We start from the raw sequence: 14,400 nt of genomic DNA on the forward strand, positions 1-14,400 counted from the left end.
AAGGCCGGCTTGCGCCGGCCTCGACATGGTTTGGCAGTGGCTTAGATCTTGCCGACCAGGTCCAGAGACGGAGCCAGAGTGGCGTCGCCTTCCTTCCACTTGGCGGGGCACACTTCGCCCGGGTGAGAAGCCACGTATTGAGCCGCCTTCACCTTGCGCAGCAGTTCCAGGGCGTCACGGCCGATCCCGCCGGCATTGATTTCCACGATCTGGATCTTGCCTTCCGGATCGATGACGAAGGTACCGCGGTCAGCCAGACCGGCTTCTTCGATCATCACGCCGAAGTTGCGGGTGATGACGCCAGTCGGGTCACCGATCATGGGGTACTGGATCTTCTTGATGGTGTCAGAGGTGTCGTGCCAAGCCTTGTGGGTGAAGTGGGTGTCGGTGGAGACGGAGTAGATTTCCACGCCCAGCTTCTGGAATTCGGCATAGTTGTCAGCCAGATCGCCCAGTTCGGTGGGGCAAACGAAGGTGAAGTCAGCCGGGTAGAAAAACACGACAGACCACTTGCCCTTCAGGTCAGCGTCGGAAACCTGGATGAATTGACCATTGTGGTAGGCGGTGGCGGTAAAGGGCTTTACTTCAGTGTTGATGTAGGTAGACATGGTTCGCTCCTTGGTAAAGAACCCTCAGACCGTGAGGGATTCGACGGGTTCATAGTAGACTGACCACACACTTATGCATAACGGTAAAAACCGACAGCAACAATCGACTCAACCGATTGCCAGGTCAACACCGCAGGGAGTCAATCTACCCCATTGCCATGGCAAACGCATGAACCCAGATAGCAAAAAGGGCCCCGAAGGGCCCTTTATCTTAGTGTCGGCATGCAACGACGTGCTTATTCGCCGTCGAAGCTGCCGGCGGCGTTGAGCAGATCCGCCAGGTTCTGCTCGGCCTCGTCGGCGGTCACGTGCGGCACAGCCTGTTGCTCCAGGGCAGCCTTGCGTTTCTGATGACGGCTCTGGTGGTAGGCAAAGCCTGTACCCGCCGGGATCAGACGACCCACGATGACGTTCTCCTTCAGACCGCGCAGATCGTCGATCTTGCCGGAAACGGCCGCTTCGGTCAGCACCCGTGTGGTCTCCTGGAATGAGGCCGCAGAGATGAAGGACTCGGTGTTCAGAGACGCCTTGGTGATACCCATCAGCACACGGCGATAGGTGGCCGGACGCTTGCCTTCGGCTTCCAGCTTGCGGTTGGCAATCTTGACCCGGGCCACTTCCACCTGTTCGCTTTCCAGGAACTCGGAATCCCCACCGTCGATGATCTCACCCTTACGCAGCATCTGACGCACGATGACTTCGATGTGCTTGTCGTTGATCTTAACGCCTTGCAGACGGTAAACGTCCTGCACTTCGTTGACGATGTAGTTGGCCACCGGGCTGATGCCGCGCAGGCGCAGGATGTCGTGAGCAGACTCGGGACCGTCCGCCAGCACTTCGCCCTGTTGCACCTTTTCCCCTTCGAATACGTTGAGGTTACGCCACTTGGGGATCATCTCTTCGTAAACGTCGCCACCATCGGTCGGCGTGATCACCAAGCGGCGCTTGCCCTTGGTTTCCTTGCCGAAGGAGATGGTACCGGAGATCTCGGCCAGAATGGCCGGTTCCTTCGGCATACGCGCTTCGAACAGGTCGGCAACGCGGGGCAGACCCCCGGTGATGTCCTTGGTACCGCCGGATTCCTGCGGAATACGTGCCACCGCATCACCCACGTTTACCTGGGCGCCGTCTTCCAGCTGGACGATGGCCTGGCCAGGCAGGAAGTACTGAGCGGCCACTTCGGTGCCCGGGATCAGGATGTCCTTGCCCTGCTCATCCACCAGCTTCACGGTCGGACGCAGTTCCTTACCGGAAGAGCTCCGCTCGTTGACGTCCAGCACCACGATAGAGGACAGACCGGTCAGCTCGTCGGTTTGACGGCTGATGGTGATGCCTTCGATCAGGTCGATGAACTTAATCCGACCGGCCACTTCGGTGATGATCGGGTGGGTGTGCGGATCCCAGTTGGCCACGATCTGGCCGGCAGTGACCGGTTGACCATCCTTCACTTCCAGTACGGAGCCGTAGGGCAGCTTGTGGCTTTCCTTGGTCCGGCCCAAGTCGTCCATGATGGTCAACTCGGAGGAGCGTGAGGTGATAACCAGCTTGTCGGCACTGTTGGTAACAAACTTGGCGTTTTGCAGCTTGATGTTACCTGTGTTCTTGACCTGTACGTTGCTCTCGGCCGCGGCACGGGATGCCGCCCCCCCGATGTGGAAGGTACGCATGGTCAGCTGGGTACCCGGCTCACCGATGGATTGGGCGGCGATGACGCCAACCGCTTCACCGGCGTTGACGATGTGACCACGGGCCAGATCGCGACCGTAACAGTGGGCACAGACACCGAAGTCAGTCTCACAGGTGATGGCGGAACGCACCTTGACGCGGTCGACGGAGTGACGCTCCAGCTCGTTACACCACTTTTCGTCCAGCAGGGTGTTACGGGTGACCAGCACCTCGTCGGAGCCCGGCTTGATGACGTCTTCAGCCACCACACGACCCAGCACGCGCTCACGCAGCGGCTCGACCACATCGCCACCTTCGATCAGCGGGGTCATCCACAGACCTTCTTCGGTACCACAGTCGGACTCGGTGATCACCAGATCCTGGGCCACGTCCACCAGACGACGGGTCAGGTAACCGGAGTTCGCGGTCTTCAGTGCGGTATCCGCCAGACCCTTACGGGCACCGTGGGTGGAGATGAAGTACTGCAGTACGTTCAGACCTTCACGGAAGTTCGCCACGATCGGCGTTTCGATGATGGAGCCGTCCGGCTTGGCCATCAGGCCCCGCATCCCCGCCAGCTGACGGATCTGGGCAGCAGAACCCCGCGCCCCGGAGTCGGCCATCATGAAGATGCTGTTGAAAGAGGCTTGCTCTTCTTCTTCACCGCGGCTGTTGACGGCCTTCTCCTTGGAGAGGTTTTCCATCATCGCCTTGGACACACGCTCGTTGGCGCTAGCCCAGATGTCGATAACCTTGTTGTAGCGTTCGCCCGCAGTCACCAGACCAGACTGGAACTGCTCCTGGATCTCGGCTACTTCGGCCTCGGCGGCCTCGATGATGTCCTTCTTGGCATCCGGGATCACCATGTCGTTGATGCCCACGGAGGAGCCAGACAGGGCGGCGTAGTGGAAACCGGTATACATCAGCTGGTCAGCGAATATGACGGTGTCCTTCAGGCCCAGACGACGGTAGCAGGTGTTCAGCAGCTTGGAGATGGCCTTCTTGCCCAACGCCTTGTTGGAGACATGCTTGAACCAGTTCTCCGGATGGGCAGCCAGGTCGGCCTTCTCGGCGTCAGACAGCACCTTGGGCTCGTCGATCAACGCATAGTCCATGCCCTTGGGCAGGATCAGCGACAGGATGGAGCGACCCACTGTGGTGTTCTTCAGCTCGGTCTTGGCCACCAGCTCACCGGCTTCGTTCTTCACGTACTCGGTGATACGGCACTTGACCCGGGCATGCAGGGAGGCAAGACCGGCACGGTAGACCTTCTCGGCTTCCTTCGCGCTACCCAGCACCATGCCTTCACCCTTGGCACCGACCTTGGCACGGGTCATGTAGTACAGACCCAGTACCACGTCCTGAGACGGCACGATGATAGGCTCACCGGAGGCGGGAGACAGGATGTTGTTGGTGGACATCATCAGCGCACGGGCTTCCAGCTGGGCTTCCAGGGTCAGCGGTACGTGGACCGCCATCTGGTCACCGTCGAAGTCGGCGTTGAATGCGGAACACACCAGCGGGTGCAGCTGAATGGCCTTACCTTCGATCAGGGTCGGCTCGAACGCCTGGATACCCAGACGGTGCAGGGTCGGCGCCCGGTTCAGCATGACGGGGTGTTCGCGGATCACTTCGTCCAGGATATCCCACACCACGGCTTCTTCGCGCTCGACCATCTTCTTGGCCGCCTTGATGGTGGTGGCCAGGCCGCGGGCTTCCAGCTTGCCGTAGATGAAGGGCTTGAACAGCTCCAGCGCCATCTTCTTGGGCAGACCGCACTGATGCAGACGCAGGGTCGGACCTACGGTGATAACGGAACGACCGGAGTAGTCGACCCGCTTACCCAGCAGGTTTTGACGGAAACGACCTTGCTTACCCTTGATCATGTCGGCCAGGGACTTCAGCGGACGCTTGTTGGAGCCGGTGATGGCTCGGCCACGACGGCCGTTATCCAGCAGGGCATCCACGGACTCTTGCAGCATGCGCTTTTCGTTGCGCACGATAATGTCCGGCGCAGCCAGATCCAGCAGGCGCTTCAAACGGTTGTTCCGGTTGATCACGCGGCGGTACAGATCGTTCAGATCGGAGGTGGCGAAACGGCCACCGTCCAGCGGTACCAGCGGACGCAGGTCCGGCGGCAGCACCGGCAGCACCGTCATGATCATCCACTCCGGCTTGTTGCCGGACAGCAGGAAGGCTTCCATCAGCTTCAGGCGCTTGGTGGTCTTCTTGCGCTTGGTTTCGGAGTTGGTCTGTTGCAGCTCCTCGCGCATCTGGGCGATTTCCTGCTCCAGATCCAGGCCACGCAGCAGCTCCAGGATCGCCTCGGCGCCCATCTTGGCTTCGAACTCGTCACCGTACTCTTCCAGGGCATCCAGGTACTGTTCTTCGGACAGCATCTGGCCGCACTCCAGGGCGGTCATGCCGGCTTCGATCACCACGAAGGATTCGAAGTACAGCACGCGCTCGATGTCACGCAGGGTCATGTCCAGCAGCAGACCGATCCGGGACGGCAGGGACTTGAGGAACCAGATGTGAGCCACCGGGGAGGCCAGCTCGATGTGACCCATGCGCTCACGGCGCACCTTGGTCTGAGTGACTTCAACGCCGCACTTCTCACAGATCACGCCACGGTGCTTGAGGCGCTTGTACTTGCCGCACAGACATTCGTAGTCTTTCACCGGGCCGAAGATACGTGCGCAGAACAGACCGTCACGCTCCGGCTTGAAGGTACGGTAGTTGATGGTTTCCGGCTTTTTCACTTCACCGAAAGACCAGGAGCGAATCATGTCCGGAGAGGCCAAGGCAATCTTGATGCCGTCAAACTCTTCGGTTTTGCTCTGTGCTTTCAAAAACTTAAGTAAGTCTTTCACGTGTGTCTCCCGTCAGGAGTTCAATCATGGCGCCCCGCAGGGCGCCCTTTTCTATCACGGCACTAAGGGCTGAACCCTTATTCCTCTTCCAGCTCGATGTTGATCCCCAGGGAGCGGATTTCCTTCAGCAATACGTTGAAGGACTCGGGCATGCCCGGCTCCATGCGGTGGTCGCCATCCACGATGTTCTTGTACATCTTGGTACGACCGTTCACATCATCAGACTTGACGGTGAGCATTTCCTGCAGGGTGTAGGCGGCGCCATAGGCTTCCAGCGCCCACACTTCCATCTCCCCGAAACGCTGACCGCCGAACTGGGCCTTACCACCCAGCGGCTGCTGGGTAACCAGGCTGTAGGAACCGGTGGAACGGGCGTGCATCTTGTCGTCCACCAGGTGGTTCAGCTTGAGCATGTACATGTAGCCCACGGTGACCTGACGCTCGAACGGCATACCGGTACGACCATCGAACAGGGTGATCTGGCCGGACTCCGGCAGATCGGCCAGCTTGAGCAGCGACTTGATTTCGCGCTCCTTGGCCCCGTCGAATACCGGGGTAGCCACGGGCATCCCCTTGCGCAGGTTCTGCGCCAGGGTCCGCACCTCGTCATCAGACAGGCTGTTGATGTCCACCTTCTGCTTGGTCTGCTCGCCCAGGTCATACACTTCCTGGAGGAAACCACGCAGCTTGGCCAGCTCCTGCTGTTCCTTGATCATGCGGTCAATCTTCTCACCGATGCCCTTGGCCGCGAGACCCAGGTGCACTTCGAGAACCTGACCGATGTTCATCCGGGACGGTACGCCCAGCGGGTTCAGCACGATATCCACCGGACGGCCGTACTCGTCGTGCGGCATGTCTTCAATGGGGCAGATCTTGGAGATAACACCCTTGTTACCGTGACGACCGGCCATCTTGTCACCCGGCTGGATGCGACGCTTCACGGCCAGGTACACCTTGACGATCTTCAGCACGCCGGGGGCCAGATCATCGCCTTGGATGATCTTCTGACGCTTGGCTTCGAACTTACGATCGAACTCTTCCTTCAGCGCCACGTACTGCTCGGCGATCTGCTCCAGCTCAACTTGCTTGGCTTCGTCGTCGATGGCCTGCTCCAGCCACTTCTTGCGATCCATGGCGTCGATCTTGTCGGCAGACACCCCGGAGTTCACCAGCAGGGAACGGGCCCGGCCGAAGATACCGTCTTCGAAGATCTTGAACTCTTCGGTCAGGTCCTTCTTGGCATCCCGCAGCTGCATGTCCTCGATTTCCTTGGCACGCTTGTCCTTCTCCACGCCATCGCGGGTAAAGACTTGCACGTCAACCACGGTACCGTAGACACCGTTGGGCACCCGCAGGGAGGAGTCCTTCACGTCGGAGGCCTTCTCACCGAAGATGGCGCGCAGCAGCTTCTCTTCCGGAGTCAGTTGGGTTTCACCCTTCGGCGTCACCTTACCCACCAGGATGTCGCCACCTTGCACTTCGGCACCCACGTAGACGATACCGGACTCGTCCAGCTTGGACAGGGCGGCTTCACCCACGTTGGGGATATCGGCGGTGATCTCTTCCGGGCCAAGCTTGGTGTCCCGGGCGATACAGGCCAGTTCCTGGATGTGGATGGTGGTCAGGCGATCTTCCTGCACCACACGCTCGGAGACCAGGATGGAGTCTTCGAAGTTGTAACCGTTCCAGGGCATGAAGGCGACGCGCAGGTTTTGACCCAGCGCCAGTTCACCCAGGTCGGTGGACGGGCCGTCAGCCAGCACGTCACCGGCCATGACCGGCTCACCCATCATCACGCAGGTACGCTGGTTGATGCAGGTATTCTGGTTGGAGCGGGTGTACTTGGTCAGGTTGTAGATGTCGATGCCTGCTTCGCCGGCAGCCAGCTCATCTTCGTTCACCTTGATCACGATACGGGAGGCGTCGGCATAATCCACCACGCCACCACGACGGGCCACCACGGTCACCCCGGAGTCAACCGCCACGGCACGTTCCATACCGGTACCCACCAGCGGCTTGTCGGCACGCAGGGTCGGCACGGCTTGCCGTTGCATGTTTGACCCCATCAGCGCCCGGTTGGCGTCATCGTGCTCCAGGAAGGGGATCAGGGACGCCGCCACTGAGACCACCTGTTGCGGACTCACATCCATGTACTGGATCTGGTCAACATTCATGAAGGTGGACTCGCCCTTGTGACGGCACGGCACCAGCTCGTCAACCAGCTTGCCGTTTTCATCCACATTGGCGTTAGCCTGGGCGATAACGTAGTTGCCTTCCTCGATGGCGGACAGGTATTCCACCTCGTCGGTGATCACGCTGTCCACGACCTTACGATACGGGGTTTCCAGGAAGCCGTATTCGTTGGTACGGGAGTAGACCGCCAGGGAGTTGATCAGACCGATGTTCGGACCTTCGGGGGTCTCGATGGGGCACAGACGACCGTAGTGGGTCGGGTGTACGTCACGGACTTCGAAGCCGGCGCGCTCACGGGTCAGACCGCCCGGGCCCAACGCGGAGATACGGCGCTTGTGGGTGATCTCGGACAGCGGGTTGTTTTGGTCCATGAACTGGGACAGCTGGCTGGAACCGAAGAACTCCTTCACCGCGGCAGAGATCGGCTTGGCGTTGATCAGGTCCTGCGGCATGACGGCATCCAGATCGCCCAGAGACAGGCGCTCCTTCACGGCACGTTCCACCCGCACCAGACCGACGCGGAACTGGTTCTCGGCCATTTCGCCCACGGAGCGGATACGGCGGTTACCCAGGTGGTCGATGTCGTCCACTTCATCGTTACCGTTACGGATATCGATGAGTTTCTGCATGACTTCGACGATGTCGTCCTTGGTCAGGATGCCCGGGCCAGTTTGATCTTCGCGATGCAGACGGCTGTTGAACTTCATCCGGCCCACGGTGGACAGATCGTAGCGATCTTCGGAGAAGAACAGGTTGTCGAACAGCTGTTCGGCCGCATCCCGTGTCGGCGGCTCACCGGGACGCATCATGCGATAGATTTCCACCAGGGCCTCGAGGCGGTTGGTGGAGGAATCGATGCGCAGCGTCTCGGACATGTAGGCGCCGTGATCCAGTTCGTTGGTGAACAGGACTTCGAATTGCTTGTGTCCGGCCTGAGACAGGTTGGCCATGGTTTCCAGGCTCAACGCCGCGTTGGCGGGGACTACTACCTCACCGGTATCGGCGTTGACATAATCCTTGGCAGACACCTTGCCAACCACATACTCGAGCGGAACCTCGATCTGGCTGACACCGGCTTTTTCCAGTTGGCGAATGTGGCGAGCAGTGACCCGACGGCCCTTCTCGACGACCACGTCCCCACCGGCAATGATGTCGAAGGTGGCGGTTTCGCCGCGCAGGCGTTCCGGCACCAGCTCCATCATCAGCTTGCCTTCTTTGATCTCGAACTTGATGGTCTCGAAGAAGCGCGCCAGGATTTCCTCAGTGGTGAAATCCAGGGCCCGCAAAATGATAGAGGCCGGCAGCTTGCGACGACGGTCGATACGCACAAACAGGTTGTCCTTGGCATCGAACTCGAAGTCCAGCCAGGAACCACGGTAGGGAATGACCCGTGCGTTGTACAGGACCTTACCAGATGAATGGGTTTTGCCCTTATCGTGATCAAAGAAGACACCCGGGCTGCGGTGCAATTGGGAAACAATAACCCGCTCGGTACCATTGACGATAAAGGTACCGTTCTCGGTCATGAGCGGAATTTCGCCCATGTACACTTCTTGTTCCTTGATGTCCTTGACAGTTCCAGGAGCCGCTTCTTTATCGAACAGCACCAGTCGCAACTTCACGCGCAACGGCGCGGAGTAGGTCACACCGCGAATTTGACATTCTTTGACGTCAAAGACTGGCTCACCCAGACGATAGCTCACATACTGCAGCGCGGCCGTACCAGAATAACTGGTGATCGGAAAGACGCTGCGGAAAGCTGCCTCAAGCCCGTAAGCCCCTTCCGGGTCGGCTTCGAGGAACTGTTTAAAGGAGTCCAGCTGAATGGACAACAGATAAGGCGTATCCAGTACCTGATCGCGCTTACCGAAGTCCTTACGAATGCGTTTTTTTTCGGTATAAGAGTAAACCATAGGGTTCCTCAGCTCGCTGATAAGTGACCCACTCTGCTCTGCAAAGAGCAGTTCTGATTTGACACCGCTTTGTGGTAGACGGACCAGTTAACAGTCCGTTACGCTGACCACGGACAAGAGGACGAAACGGTGTGGAAATCCTCTCATCACACAGCGCAAAAGGGCTGGTGAATAAAAATTCACCAGCCCTAGCCTGATTTTTACGTCAGGCCGCGAATCTGTCGTTCAACAGATTACTTGATCTCAACGGAGGCACCGGCAGCTTCCAGCTCTTTCTTCAGAGCTTCAGCTTCGTCCTTGGAGACGCCTTCCTTAACCGGAGTCGGAGCGGCTTCTACCAGGTCCTTGGCTTCCTTCAGACCCAGAGAGGTAGCACCACGGACGGCCTTGATGACGGCAACCTTGTTGGCGCCAGCGGCAGTCAGAACTACGTCGAACTCGGTCTTTTCTTCTACAGCTTCAGCAGCAACAGCCGGGCCAGCGGCAACGGCAGCAGCAGCAGAAACACCGAACTTCTCTTCCATAGCGGAGATCAGTTCAACAACTTCCATTACGGACATGGAAGCAACGGCTTCGATGATTTGGTCTTTAGTGATAGACATGACAAAGGTTCCTGTCGTTGAAGTTTTTTAAGTAACGAGATCCAGTTACAAGAATTAGGCCGCTTCGGCTTCTTTCTTGTCGCGCAGCGCAGCGAACGTACGAACCAGCTTGCCAGCGGCGGCTTCCTTCATGGTAGCCATCAACTTGGCGAGTGCTTCTTCGTAGGTCGGCAGCGTGGCCAGACGGTCGATTTGAGCTGCAGGGATAAATTCACCCTGGAACGCACCACCCTTGATGGAGAACTTATCGTTCCCCTTGGCAAACTCCTTGAACAGGCGAGCAGCAGCGCCCGGGTGTTCGTTGGAGAAAGCGATCAGGGTCGGACCGACAAATACGTCTTTCATGCATTCGAAGTCGGAACCTTCTACTGCGCGGGTCAGCAGAGTGTTACGAACTACGCGCATGTATACGCCTGCTTCACGAGCAGACTTACGCAGAGCGGTCATCTTGGCCACGGTTACGCCGCGAGAATCGGCAGCAACAGCAGACAGTGCGCCTTTGGCAGCTTCGGCGACTTCAGCGACAATTGCCTTTTTGTCTTCGAATCCTAATGCCATTGGCATAACTCCTGGAGATTAAACTGGGCAAGCCCAGCTACTGACATCACCTCCCCTAAATGGGGAGCACTGCGGTGGCAGATTCCAGAAGAAAGTAATCTTTCTCGCTGGGTTCCGGCACCGTCTACGCAGGACATTAAGGCTTGCGCCACCTGCGGTCTTGGACGGGAGTCGAGACCCCCAACCAAACAGAGCGCGAAATTTTAACCAAAACCTCGCGCCCTGTAAACGCTCAATTAGGCAGCGTTGGCATCCAGGGAGGACTGGTCAACAGCCACACCCGCACCCATGGTGGTAGAGATGCTTACCTTCTTGATGTACTGACCCTTGGCAGCAGAAGGCTTGGCCTTCTTCAGGGCGGCCAGCAGAGCTTCCAAGTTTTGCTTCAGTTGCTCTTCGGAGAAGGAAACCTTACCGATGGTGCTGTGGATGATACCGTTCTTATCGTTACGGTAACGGATCTGACCGGCCTTGGCGTTGTTAACGGCTTCGGCAACGTTCGGAGTTACAGTACCAACCTTGGGGTTCGGCATCAGGCCACGGGGACCCAGGATTTGGCCCAGTTGGCCAACAACGCGCATTGCATCCGGAGAGGCGATGACGACGTCGAAGTTCAGCTCGCCCTTCTTGACCTGCTCGGCCAGATCGTCCATGCCCACCAGGTCAGCACCGGCAGCCTTGGCGGCTTCGGCGTTGGCACCTTGGGTGAACACGGCAACGCGAACGGTACGACCGGTGCCGTGCGGCAGCACGGTGGCGCCACGGACGTTTTGGTCGGACTTACGAGCGTCGATGCCCAGGTTTACGGCAACGTCTACGCTCTCAACGAACTTGGCAGTGGCCAGTTCCTTGAGCAGGGCAACGGCTTCAGAGATACCGTATTCCTTGGTACCGTCAACCTTCTCACGAATTACGCGCATGCGCTTGGTCAATTTAGCCATCGTCTTAGTCCTCCACTACCAGGCCCATGGAACGGGCAGAACCCGCGATGCAGCGGGCCATCGCTTCCAGATCGGCACCGGTCATGTCCGGTTCCTTGGTCTTGGCGATTTCCAGCAGTTGAGCTTGGCTTACCTTACCAACCTTGTCCTTGTGCGGCTTGGAAGAGCCGGAGGTGATACCGGCAGCCTTCTTCAGCAGGAAAGAGGCAGGCGGAGTCTTGGTTTCGAAGGTGAAGGAGCGATCGCTGTATACGGTGATCACCACCGGAGTCGGGGCACCCTTCTCCAGCTTTTCTGTACGGGCGTTGAACGCCTTACAGAATTCCATGATGTTCACACCGTGTTGACCGAGCGCCGGACCAACAGGAGGAGACGGGTTGGCCATACCGGCCTTAACTTGCAGCTTGATATAAGCTGTGACTTTCTTAGCCATTTTTCATTTACCTCAAAATGGGTGATAACGCCTCGGAGAAGGTAACTTCCCCTCAAAGGCTCCCCAGTGGAAAAAGGGGCAGCGAATTATAGTGAAGTCCACCGCCCCAGACAAGCTGGTTGGCTAGATTATGCTCAGGACTTTTCCACCTGACCAAAATCCAGCTCGACCGGTGTGGCGCGACCGAAGATCAGCACGGACACCTTGAGGCGGCTCTTCTCGTAGTCCACCTCTTCCACCACACCGCTGAAATCGGCAAAGGGACCATCGCTGACCCGCACCACTTCCCCCGGTTCGAACAGGGTCTTGTGCTTGGGTTTGTCGACAGACTCCTGCAGACGGTTGAGGATGGCATCCGCTTCCTTATCGGAGATGGGGGCCGGACGATCGGAGGTGCCGCCAATGAAGCCCATCACCCGTGGCACATTCCGCACCAGGTGCCAGGTGGCATCGTTCATCAACATCTGTACCAGCACATAACCGGGGAAGAACTTACGCTCACTCTTGCGCTTCTGACCGGCACGCATTTCGACCACCTCTTCGGTAGGCACCAACACCTCACCGAATTGATCTTCCATGCCATGCATCTTGATGTGCTCTTTCAGAGACTTGGCAACGCGGCCCTCATAACCGGAGAAGGCTTGGACCACATACCAACGCATACGTTGTTCTGACATGACTTAACCCTGTACTCCAGTAATAACCCCGACCAGCCAAATCAGCAGGCCATCCAGCAGGAACAGGAACAGACCCACAACCGCGGTGACAGCAAAGATGATCAAGGTTGTCTGAATGGCTTCCTGACGAGTCGGCCACACTACCTTGCGCACTTCCATACGGGATTCGCGGGCAAACGCCAGCACGCCCTTACCGGTACCGGTTTGGAAGGCAATGACGCCTGCCATCACCAGAGTCACGATCACACCGGCAAAGCGAACATATGCCGGCTGCTCGCTGAACAGGTAATTGCCCAATACTGCGGCCGCCAGGAGGATGAAAGTCAGGCACCACAACAGAATGTCTTTCGCCTTGCTGCCGCCCTGGCTCTCAATATTCACACTCATACAACCTACCTGTAAGTTAATAGACGCAAAAGCCCCGCATACGCGAGGTGCAACTGGCAGGGGCGGAGGGACTCGAACCCCCAACCATCGGTTTTGGAGACCGCTGTTCTACCAATTAGAACTACGCCCCTACACAAAATAAAGCCCCTATTATAGGGGCCTTATTCATTTTATGTAAACCTGATTACTCGATAACGCGAGCAACCACGCCGGCGCCGACGGTACGGCCACCTTCACGGATTGCGAAACGCAGACCTTCGTCCATCGCGATCGGGCAGATCAGGGTTACTACCATCTTGATGTTATCGCCAGGCATAACCATTTCCACGCCTTCCGGCAGCTCGATGGTGCCAGTTACGTCGGTGGTACGGAAGTAGAACTGCGGACGGTAGCCCTTGAAGAACGGGGTGTGACGACCACCTTCTTCCTTGGACAGTACGTACACTTCAGATTCAAACTTGGTGTGCGGGGTGATGGTGTTCGGCTTAGCCAGTACTTGGCCACGCTCTACTTCTTCACGCTTGATACCACGCAGCAGCACGCCGACGTTCTCACCAGCACGGCCTTCGTCCAGCAGCTTGCGGAACATTTCTACGCCGGTACAGGTGGTCTTGGCGGTGTCCTTGATACCTACGATGGCAACTTCTTCACCTACCTTCACGATACCGCGCTCTACACGGCCGGTAACTACGGTACCACGACCAGCGATGGAGAATACGTCTTCGATCGGCATCAGGAACGGCATGTCGATGGCACGCTCCGGCTCGGGAATGTAGCTATCCAGAGGGCCTCAGCCAGCTCGATAACCTTCTTTTCCCACTCGGCATCGCCTTCCAGCGCCTTCAGCGCGGAACCACGGATCACCGGAGTGTCGTCGCCCGGGAAGTCGTATTCGCTCAGCAGTTCGCGAACTTCCATTTCTACCAGGTCCAGCAGCTCTTCGTCATCAACCATGTCGCACTTGTTCAGGAACACGATGATGTACGGTACGCCTACTTGGCGGCCCAGCAGGATGTGCTCACGGGTTTGCGGCATCGGGCCGTCGGTGGCAGCTACTACCAGGATAGCGCCGTCCATCTGAGCAGCACCGGTGATCATGTTCTTAACGTAGTCGGCGTGGCCCGGGCAGTCTACATGCGCGTAGTGACGGGTCGGGGTGTCATATTCTACGTGAGAGGTGTTGATGGTGATACCACGAGCCTTTTCTTCCGGCGCCTTGTCGATTTGGTCGAAGGCGAAAGCCTTACCACCGTAGGTCTTAGCCAGTACAGCGGTGATGGCAGCGGTCAGGGTGGTCTTACCGTGGTCAACGTGGCCGATGGTGCCTACGTTGAGGTGGGGTTTTGTACGTTCAAACTTTTCTTTAGACATGATCGTCCCTCTAACTAACACTGGTTTAGTGGTGGCTAGCTAACCACGGCACAAGTTGACAAATCGTATACAAAATACACGCAGCTTGAGGGTTTGGCGAGAGTGGTGCTGATAGCCAAGCCGAAGTGCCGACCTCACCCTTACCAAGGGTGCGCTTTACCGACTGAGCCATATCAACA

At 57.9% G+C, this 14,400-nt stretch carries 9 protein-coding genes, 2 tRNA genes and 1 pseudogene; all 12 read right to left on the reverse strand.

From position 1 onward, the window contains the following. Positions 1-41: 41 nt before the first annotated feature. The gene (gene ahpC / locus ABD847_RS08415) at positions 42-608 is read right to left on the reverse strand and encodes an alkyl hydroperoxide reductase subunit C (protein WP_345011949.1); all 567 of its coding nucleotides are present in this window, start codon (positions 606-608) and stop codon (positions 42-44) included. Between the two features lie 236 nt (positions 609-844). Beyond that, positions 845-5,146, reverse strand: coding sequence for a DNA-directed RNA polymerase subunit beta' (gene rpoC, locus ABD847_RS08420; protein WP_345011951.1), 4,302 nt, complete (start codon positions 5,144-5,146; stop codon positions 845-847). A 77-nt stretch (positions 5,147-5,223) separates the two neighbouring features. Further along, entirely contained in the window at positions 5,224-9,252 is a 4,029-nt protein-coding gene (rpoB, locus tag ABD847_RS08425) for a DNA-directed RNA polymerase subunit beta (protein WP_345011953.1), read from the reverse strand. Positions 9,253-9,485: 233 nt separating this feature from the next. Further along, entirely contained in the window at positions 9,486-9,854 is a 369-nt protein-coding gene (gene rplL / locus ABD847_RS08430; RefSeq protein ID WP_345011955.1) for a 50S ribosomal protein L7/L12, read from the reverse strand. Positions 9,855-9,908: 54 nt separating this feature from the next. Continuing rightward, positions 9,909-10,412 (reverse strand): 50S ribosomal protein L10, encoded by a 504-nt coding sequence (gene rplJ, locus ABD847_RS08435; protein WP_345011957.1) that lies wholly within the window; start codon positions 10,410-10,412, stop codon positions 9,909-9,911. Positions 10,413-10,648: 236 nt separating this feature from the next. After that, on the reverse strand, positions 10,649-11,353 hold the full coding sequence (gene rplA, locus ABD847_RS08440) for a 50S ribosomal protein L1 (protein WP_345011959.1): 705 nt from the start codon (positions 11,351-11,353) through the stop codon (positions 10,649-10,651). A gap of 4 nt (positions 11,354-11,357) precedes the next feature. After that, positions 11,358-11,786, reverse strand: coding sequence for a 50S ribosomal protein L11 (rplK, locus tag ABD847_RS08445; RefSeq protein WP_345011961.1), 429 nt, complete (start codon positions 11,784-11,786; stop codon positions 11,358-11,360). 134 nt (positions 11,787-11,920) lie between these two features. Further along, entirely contained in the window at positions 11,921-12,463 is a 543-nt protein-coding gene (gene nusG / locus ABD847_RS08450) for a transcription termination/antitermination protein NusG (RefSeq protein WP_345011963.1), read from the reverse strand. Positions 12,464-12,466: 3 nt separating this feature from the next. Next, positions 12,467-12,850: a preprotein translocase subunit SecE gene (gene secE / locus ABD847_RS08455; RefSeq protein WP_345011965.1), complete on the reverse strand. Its 384-nt coding sequence runs from the start codon at positions 12,848-12,850 to the stop codon at positions 12,467-12,469. Positions 12,851-12,904: 54 nt separating this feature from the next. Continuing rightward, positions 12,905-12,981 (reverse strand) — tRNA-Trp (locus ABD847_RS08460). Positions 12,982-13,034: 53 nt separating this feature from the next. Next, a pseudogene (gene tuf, locus ABD847_RS08465) lies at positions 13,035-14,221 on the reverse strand (elongation factor Tu). Positions 14,222-14,324: 103 nt separating this feature from the next. Continuing rightward, a tRNA-Thr gene (locus ABD847_RS08470) sits at positions 14,325-14,399 on the reverse strand. Between the last annotated feature and the right edge of the window lies 1 nt (position 14,400).

Origin of the sequence: Pseudaeromonas paramecii, from assembly GCF_039540575.1 — a bacterium.
Classification (GTDB): domain Bacteria; phylum Pseudomonadota; class Gammaproteobacteria; order Enterobacterales; family Aeromonadaceae; genus Pseudaeromonas; species Pseudaeromonas paramecii.

Coding starts and splice junctions, on each gene's coding strand:
- ahpC (WP_345011949.1), bottom strand. CDS start 608: ATGTCTACCTACATCAACACTGAAGTAAAGCCCTTTACCGCCACCGCC.
- rpoB (WP_345011953.1), bottom strand. CDS start 9,252: ATGGTTTACTCTTATACCGAAAAAAAACGCATTCGTAAGGACTTCGGT.
- rplL (WP_345011955.1), bottom strand. CDS start 9,854: ATGTCTATCACTAAAGACCAAATCATCGAAGCCGTTGCTTCCATGTCC.
- rplJ (WP_345011957.1), bottom strand. CDS start 10,412: ATGGCATTAGGATTCGAAGACAAAAAGGCAATTGTCGCTGAAGTCGCC.
- rplA (WP_345011959.1), bottom strand. CDS start 11,353: ATGGCTAAATTGACCAAGCGCATGCGCGTAATTCGTGAGAAGGTTGAC.
- rplK (WP_345011961.1), bottom strand. CDS start 11,786: ATGGCTAAGAAAGTCACAGCTTATATCAAGCTGCAAGTTAAGGCCGGT.
- nusG (WP_345011963.1), bottom strand. CDS start 12,463: ATGTCAGAACAACGTATGCGTTGGTATGTGGTCCAAGCCTTCTCCGGT.
- secE (WP_345011965.1), bottom strand. CDS start 12,850: ATGAGTGTGAATATTGAGAGCCAGGGCGGCAGCAAGGCGAAAGACATT.